Source organism: Hydrocoleum sp. CS-953 (genome assembly GCF_002260545.1).
In the GTDB taxonomy this organism is placed as follows: domain Bacteria; phylum Cyanobacteriota; class Cyanobacteriia; order Cyanobacteriales; family Microcoleaceae; genus Trichodesmium.
The window spans coordinates 1-2,733 of sequence record NZ_LGSU01000319.1 but is presented as its reverse complement, the minus strand read 5'-3'; the positions used below and the strand labels follow the sequence as shown (position 1 = coordinate 2,733).

The following is a 2,733-nucleotide window of genomic DNA, read 5'->3' as shown; positions in this document are numbered from 1 at the left end:
GCTGATAGCTGACTGCTGAATGCTTACCTATCAATTAAAAATTCAACCATTGTATTACCATCTTTGGTGCAGGCAATAAAATCATTACCAATAAACCTAACATTAACAATCCTAAAAAGTCACGTTTATTATCTAGTTCACTAACATCATTAAGAGCAGGTTCATCAACAAGAGGCAGTAAAAATAAAAAGATTGCTAAAAATAAAAATTCTTTATTTATGAAAGCTAATATTAATAACAAAAAACGGGAAATTTGACCAATAACCATGCCAGTCCGTTGACCAAACATGGCGTGTACTATATGACCACCATCAAGTTGCCCAATAGGCATTAAATTATATGCAGTAACTACTAAACCTATATAACCTGCCACTGCAACTGGATGTAAATCTATACCTTTGTCATAAGTTAATTCTGCACCTAATGCTAACTTACTTAATACAGCCAATAAAAAAGAAAAAGTCGGATTTAATGAATCTATAGATAATATTCCTGACTTCTCAGATAGAGGAACTATATCAGAGTTAGATAAACCCCAAATTAATAGCGGTATTGTAACTATTAATCCTGCTATAGGACCTGCTATACTAACATCAAATAAAGATTTACGATTAGGTACAGGACTTTTCATCCGAATAAATGCACCGAAAGTTCCTAAGAAAAACGGTATCGGAATAAAATATGGAAAAGTTGTCCGAATTTTGTATAATTGAGCTGTTATATAATGACCGAATTCATGGCATCCTAGAATCAAAATCAGAGCAATACCATAAGGCAAACCTTGAATTAATAAATTAGGGTTATATTGTATCGCTTCTTCAGAAATACCAACTATTTCTCTCGCCCCTACTAATGTAGTAGTAAATAAAGTGATTAGTAATAATCCTAAAGCCAACATTATAGGTCTTTTATATTCTTCAGACTCTTGAGTTTTATTCTTACTACAACTTGGGTTAGGAACTAGAGCAAAAAAAGGTTTACCTTGAAAGCTATTTTGAAATACTACTAAGAAGCGATCGCCAAATTTTCCTTCTACATTTTCTTGTACTGTTTGATAAGCTTTTTCTGGGTTAGAGCGTAACTGACCTCGACAAATAACTGCTTGAGGTCTATACTCTAAATTCCGCAGATAGTAAACTGTCCAAGGAAAACAATTTCGCAGACTGGTTTCTTCAGTTTTGTCTATTGCTAGTTTTGGTGGAGTTTGGTTGGTAGTTTGAGTAGGGTTAATTTCTGGTTTACTCTGGGAGTTACTATTTTCTATTTTTGATTTATCTGATTGAGTAGGAGTATAACGTCCTTGTTGTACCAATAACCAGTATAGGTAAGGACAAAAAATAAAGGGAATGATGATTAATGCTGGTGGTAGTTGCTTTTGACCATAAATTAACATCCAACTCGTCCATATTAAAGCTGGTGTCATCATTACTAGCCATAATATCCAGATAGGAGTGCGAGTAATTTTGCTGACACTGCTCTGTAATATGAAGTATGTAATAAATCCTAATAGAATTAATAAAAAGACCATAATAGTTTACTGAGTTCTGTCTATTTCTAATTAAGTAATACCAATTCACTTTAAATGTGAAATAATTTCTTGAAATTAGTGTAGAGTCAAAGTTTTAAGCTTATGATATATTGCTTTTGACTTTTGTACGGGCGTTTTCCTCCGCAATGCTACGCAAATATATCGCGCAGCGAAATGGCCATTAGCCCCTACGACTTTTAACTTCCGTGAAACGTTATAAGAATACTGCCTTGACACAACAGCCTTTTGTCTCCAAACTTCCCCAATTTGTCCTGGAAAATATTTTTGCTTTTTCGCCAAATCGGGATACTTTAGGAGGAACTTCTTATTTTATTGTAGAGAATCAGACCAACATTCTGATTGATTGTCCTGCGGATAATAAAACAAATCAAAAATTTCTCATGGAACATGGAGGAGTAAAGTGGTTATATATTACTCATCGTACTGCTATTGGTAAGGCAAAGGAAATTCAAGAATCTTTCAAATGTGAGATTCTGATTCAAGAACAAGAAGCTTATTTATTGCCTGGGTTAAAAGTAACGACTTTTGAGCATGAGTTTAATTTGAGTCCACATACTCATGTTTTCTGGACTCCTGGTCATTCTCCCGGTTCATCTTGTCTATATTATTCTGGAAATAGTGGGGTATTATTTACAGGTCGTCATTTATTACCTAATAATCAGGGGGAACCTGTTCCGTTGCGTATTGCTAAGACTTTTCATTGGCCTAGACAGGTTAAAAGTGTTAAATTTTTGATAGACCGATTTTCTTCAGAAAATTTACAGTATATTTGTCCTGGTGCTAATACCGGTGCTTTGAGAGGTAAGCGAGTAATTGACTCAGCTTATGATAAGTTAGCGTCCTTGGATTTAGATACTTATTCTCAAGTTAAATAATTGTTTTGAGTTAGTTTTGAGTTTCTTGACTGTACCTCAAACCTGATCGAAAGTCACGGATAAATTTTGTTGAAGATCAAATAAAACTAATATTCTCACCAATCAAGATGAGAATTTTATTACTCACATAATTGAGACAGACTGAAGTTTAACCTATTTAAGCTTTGCTTTTGAAGTTCTGGATTTTTTTTAATTAACAAAAAAATTTTTCTTGTTCAGGACTTACCCAGGGATACTACATATAGAGTCAAAAAACTATAACGTTATAGTTTTGAACACTATATGGAAACTGGCGGATAAATTTTGTTG

The 2,733-nt window shown here is 33.6% G+C and carries 2 protein-coding genes; one reads left to right on the top strand and one right to left on the bottom strand.

What is annotated here, in order from left to right; genetic code table 11:
- Positions 1–34: 34 nt before the first annotated feature.
- A complete protein-coding gene (locus AFK68_RS02940; protein WP_094671494.1) occupies positions 35–1,528 on the bottom strand; it encodes a site-2 protease family protein in 1,494 nt (497 codons plus the stop codon).
- Positions 1,529–1,758: 230 nt separating this feature from the next.
- On the opposite strand from AFK68_RS02940, the gene AFK68_RS02935 reads away from it, so the two are divergent.
- Complete coding sequence (locus tag AFK68_RS02935) at positions 1,759–2,424, top strand: MBL fold metallo-hydrolase (protein ID WP_094671496.1); 666 nt, start codon at positions 1,759–1,761, stop codon at positions 2,422–2,424.
- The last annotated feature ends 309 nt before the right edge of the window (positions 2,425–2,733 follow it).